At 45.5% G+C, this 5,119-nt stretch carries 2 protein-coding genes; one reads left to right on the forward strand and one right to left on the reverse strand.

Annotated elements, in window-relative coordinates; genetic code table 11:
• Positions 1-1,572, forward strand: a 1,572-nt coding sequence (locus KDK19_RS01005) for a DUF4116 domain-containing protein (RefSeq protein ID WP_257291152.1), incomplete at its 5' end; no start/stop codon positions are given.
• Positions 1,573-1,635: 63 nt separating this feature from the next.
• On the opposite strand, the gene KDK19_RS01010 is transcribed toward KDK19_RS01005, so the two are convergent.
• A complete protein-coding gene (locus KDK19_RS01010; protein WP_257291153.1) occupies positions 1,636-4,737 on the reverse strand; it encodes a hypothetical protein in 3,102 nt (1,033 codons plus the stop codon).
• Positions 4,738-5,119: the final 382 nt, after the last annotated feature.

Below are 5,119 nucleotides of genomic sequence, written 5' to 3' on the forward strand. Positions count from 1 at the left end.
TGGCTGAGAGATTGCCAGACCTTGCTGGATAAATTGCAAAAACTGACCCAGCCCAATAAAGTGAACGAAATCTATTCTGTTCACGACCTGATCTACTGGCTTCATCAGCAATTTGTCAGCGCTCTCGCCCCGGTGGCTGAAGCATCCGGCCAGGGACAAATTACCGAAATTACAGAAGATAGAACGCTGATTGATGTACTCCCCCGCGGAGTTCCCGGACTATTAGACGACAATTGCATTTCGGTGCTGAGCAAACTTTGTGTAGTAGAGCTAGACATGCTGAATATGGTGGATGCTGCTTTTATTAATGCAACCCTCGGAGTGCACGTCTGCACCATAGCTATGCTGGAACAGGCCGAGGGAGGCAAGGGCCGAACACTCCGCCTCGACATCTCTGATAATTTTTCCCAAGACGGGAAAAACAAACACTTACAGGGAAAATTGAAACGTTTCTGGTTTTTGGTCCAGACACTCCGTAGTGCATCGATTGATAGAAGCTCACGACCAATGGCGATCAGTTTCAATCAAAGCGCGGGAAAAATGACCATAGAGTATACCCGGGTTGATTCCACACCGGCGTTACAAAGAGTCTTTGTGGAATTGGTGACCATACTGTCAGGTCTGACCTCCATGGATATATCAATCAACCAATTTCATCTCGGTAAAAATACCGACAAATGGTGTTTTGAAACGCTGGTTAAAAGGTGTCAAAACGGGCTGGACGAACCGGTAAATAACTGGACGTTCAAACATTGCCTGGTATTGGATGCAATTAATGACAGAGAGACATATTGTTGGCATCATGAATATACTTTCCTCGGTTATCTGGATAGCGAATACAAGCTATTTTTTGATATAGCCAATAAAGCTTATCATTATATTGAGGCAACTGAAGATCCGGATAGAAATTCAAAACTTCGCCAAATATTTAATGCGGCTACCAAACACCTTGAGCCGAATGATGCTGCGAGAATAATAAAAGAACTGCTATTTAGCATGGCCATTGCAAGCAGATACCACCCAGGGCAAAAAGCTTACATTGAACTCCTGCGCGAGGACTTTGATTTAGATCATGACAGGGATCTGGTGCTTTTGCTGGTTCAGCAAAACCCGGTTGTATTTAGTTTGATCGCCGACATATTTAAGGATGATACTGGCATAGCTAAAACTACCATAGAACAAGATGGAAGTTTATTAGTTTATGCCAGCGACCGTATCAAAAATGATAAATCGCTGGTAATGCTTGCCGTCAATAATTATGCTGATGCACTCAAGTATGCCAGTAAGGATCTCAAAAATGACACTGATGTGATTCTGTCAGCTACCAGAAAACATGCTTATGCCTATTCCTATGCCGGACAGGCAGCAAAAAACAATGAAGCCCTGTTGAGGACAATCATTGAGGAAAATCCTCTAGCCATGCGCTTTGCTACTGAGTCTCTTAAAAATGACAAGTATTTTGTCCTGCCTCTGCTCCCACGAGCTCCCCGCATCTTCCGTTACCTTAGCGACAATCTGAAATCTGATCCGGACATCCGAGCTGCAGCTCAAAGGATGGAAGTCTCATACTGATCAACGTCAAATTCCTCTGCATCCCCTGTACTATAAGGGTTGGCTGTATCTAAGCCAGCCTTGTTATGTCTTCGCTTTATTACGATCAGGCAGAACCTTCATAGGCACCAGCATGTCCTGCAGGTTTACGTTACCTTTGTCATCATATCCCCTGAAGCGTTTCTGACTAACCACAGCAATTCCTCTTTGCTCAAGGGCTCTTTTCGCCAGAGGGGATTTCAGGGTTTTCTGGGTTAAAGTGCCGAGGCTCATGGGTATCCCTTCGGATTGCAGTCGTTGCACCTCCTGAACAATGGCTACTTGTGTTTCTGTGCTCAGTAATCTGAAGCCGTGGCGACACTGCATCTTTTCCAGGCGGGTCATCCTTTCAGGCACTCTGACTTGCCTGAGATCATGGAAGCTATTGTGGATGCCACGAGTGATTCCCTTTTGCTGGTCAGTATTGCAGCCTTTATGGTCAGGACTGGTACAGGTGTTAATGCCTGCACGGCTGGCAATATAGCGCCGGACATTATCATCCAGGTATTTTTCCATGTTCTGCAGTGGCAAGGGGGTCTGTTCAAATTTCTCGGTGATAGCCGCCCTGTCAGGTTTGAGCCGGAAAGTTTGAAAATAGGAATCCGTCCGGAGGTCTTTACTATCACTGCCAGTGACTTGTAGCAGATCAGCGGCACCGTGCATGGCGGCTTCCAGTTGCTGTTGCAAGTCCGGTTTCAGGACGGGATCACTGGTGAAATCCTGAGTCACTTGTGGCGGCAGATCCAAACGCGATGGGTCAAACTGCCTGTACTTCTGTCGTTCTGCGGAGAAGCCCGGGAACGAGGCATCAACCCCGGTTAATCGGATAAAGTCCATGCGGTCAGCAAAGCGCAGTACCTGCAGATAACGCCGAACCGATGGGGAAAGATCCTGATCGCTCTTGCCCTGCATGTCGTCTTCCTTGCAGGTCAGTGCTTTGGCAATATCATCCAGCTGTTGTTGTGGATACTGCCCATCCAGATCCCGCTTGAAATAGTAAGCCGCCCTGTCTTCTTCATCTCGCTTGGGAACATCTTCCGCTGCGGCATCATGATAGATGATCGCCAGTGACAACAGGTTTTTTTCAGATTCAGAGAACTTCATCAGATCGAATTTCTCCAGCAGCTCGATATACCACAACAGATTGTTCCGGGCCCTCAATACATGACTGCAGTTGTGATCAGGCTTCCATACCCTGGGCAATGTCTCATTGCCAAGGCATTTAATGACTCGCTCTGGTCCGGGGCGTCGGTAATAATGCTGTAATATTCTCAGAATGGTCTCTTCGTTGTCCTTGGCATTGGCCAAAACCGGTGGCTTGCTGAAGGCGTCGACGAGAAATTGCAACTCCGTTGGTTGCGTCAGGGAGTCAGGTTGGGCAGATTGACAGCCGGTAAGGTTGAAGGACTCTTTCAGTTCGTCTATCTGTTGTTGTCCTTTTTTGATATTTTCTGGCCATTGCTGATAAAAAGGCTCTTGATCTCGCCGTTCCCAGAGTGCTTTGATCCAGCAGATATAATCATCTGCGCCAAGCGCTCCCAGGGATTTTTCAATGCCGTCAGCGGTGGTGTTTGCTATTTTTTTTCTCACAGTGCAAAGTATTCGCTCGTCGGGTTCACCATAATGAAACAGAGCTAATAAATAGTTTTTTAATTGGTCGTAGGGATGATGTCCCTCAAAAGGTCGACAAAGGACGAGGTGAAACGCGTCCTGCAGTTTCGCTGAACTGAATCTCTGGCAACGTTCATGAAACTCCAGCATCACAGCCTGATCACTGATAGAGTCGGAATCAACCATTAAAGACCATAAATCTGTACCCTGGTAGGATACTCCCAATGCCTTCAGGTGGCAGAAAAGTCTTTTTGAATAAAATTGTTCTAAAGCATTCTTGGCGGTTTCCTCACTAACAGCCACTCCGAGCCTGGCCAGATCAGTGGACAATTGGATAATGATATCTTCGTAGTAAGCTGACCAGCCCATACACTGGTTTTCGTCGTCTCCCGTCGCTCTGTTCAACAGATCATACATACATAATTTTTCTGCTGATTTGATCACTAAATCAAATATTGTTTGGTATCCTCCCCAGTAAAGTACTTTTTTTTGAACAGGGAAACCCTGGTCTATTAATTCCCATAAGTGTTGACGGGTGAAGCGATCCGGGTTCATTACCAGTTTTATAATGTCCTCAGCCTGAACTGGATGCTGTTGTGTTGGCAGATGCTGTTGATTCAGGATTTCAGCTTTTAACGACATTGGCAGAAGATTCAACAACCTCTTCAAGTTCTCTTCAGAAATGTTATGGGACATCGCAAAATTACTGAGCCTGGCTTCATTAAGTGCTAACAGATCACCACGGAGTTCATCCTCAAAATAAACCTCTACAGAACCGCCTTGCTGGGAATAAACCAGCCAGGGCAATGGGTCAATGCCAAAAGCCTCTTCTAATTGATGTTTATCCTGTAAATGATCGGTAATACTTTTGGCAATGTTCTCTTTTACAGTGAAAAAGCACTTGATGTCTGATTTTGTATACCCGGTGGTTAGCCATTCTGCAGGGCGTCTTAAGTTTCTATCATCTTTTTCTCTGAATTCGGGCGGCTTGAATGTGCCGTTCGGACGCAGTCCACCTGATGTAGACTTCCTGTATACACAACAGAGACGGTCAGCTTCCTCCAGCTTTTTCAACCGCAGTGAACAATGGTCAGGGAGGCATTTAATGGGCAGTTCATCCGGCTTTAACGCATTGTTTTCTAATAAAAATGTTCTGGCATGCTGTTTATACGCAGCGAGCGTATCGGGTTTTAGAATGCCAACTGTGACATCCTTCGGTCTGGATAATATCGTGGGCACATCTTCAATAATCAGATTGACAGGTCTTGGTCCTGGAATCTCGTCGTTATGGTCAAGATAAGCCAACTCTTTTTCGAATCTTGCATAACATGACTCCGATTCACACACCTTAATCTGTCGAGCACCCAACGTACCGGCCTTTACAGTTGCCCGCAATTCCTGTCTTAGCTGCTCTCTGTTACCCGGTGACAGGCAATGTGCAGTGTTTGAATTCCTGCCAGATTGCGCCGGACAACTCTCAGGGCTCGTAAACGACACTGTCGAGAATGTACTTCCTGTTTTTGGTAATGAATCCATATCAATAAATCTCAGAGTAATTGGAGAGTTATGGTGATGTCCGGATTAGAATTACTTGATGCTCATTAAGATTCCTTTAAAACCGGCACTATGGTTTATGACTTTGTTAGATCAAAAAAGTTCCTGCAATTTAAACTCGGACCGGCAGGTAGTTGAAACTTTTTTCAAAAACACTGGTCGAAATTGAAAATAATTATGGAGATCACAGTCATGGAAGGGATTCAAACAACACTATCTGGCTTTACTTTGTCAGAGTCTGACTGTGCACCAGACTGCTACGAGGCATCCGCATTCGCTCGTTCTGTTATTTCTGTCAATCAAGACTCCCCTCCTTGCGTAGAAGATAATTCAGACATAACTGATCTTTGTTATCCTCAACTAC

Origin of the sequence: Endozoicomonas sp. ONNA1, from assembly GCF_024606325.1 — a bacterium.
Classification (GTDB): domain Bacteria; phylum Pseudomonadota; class Gammaproteobacteria; order Pseudomonadales; family Endozoicomonadaceae; genus Endozoicomonas_A.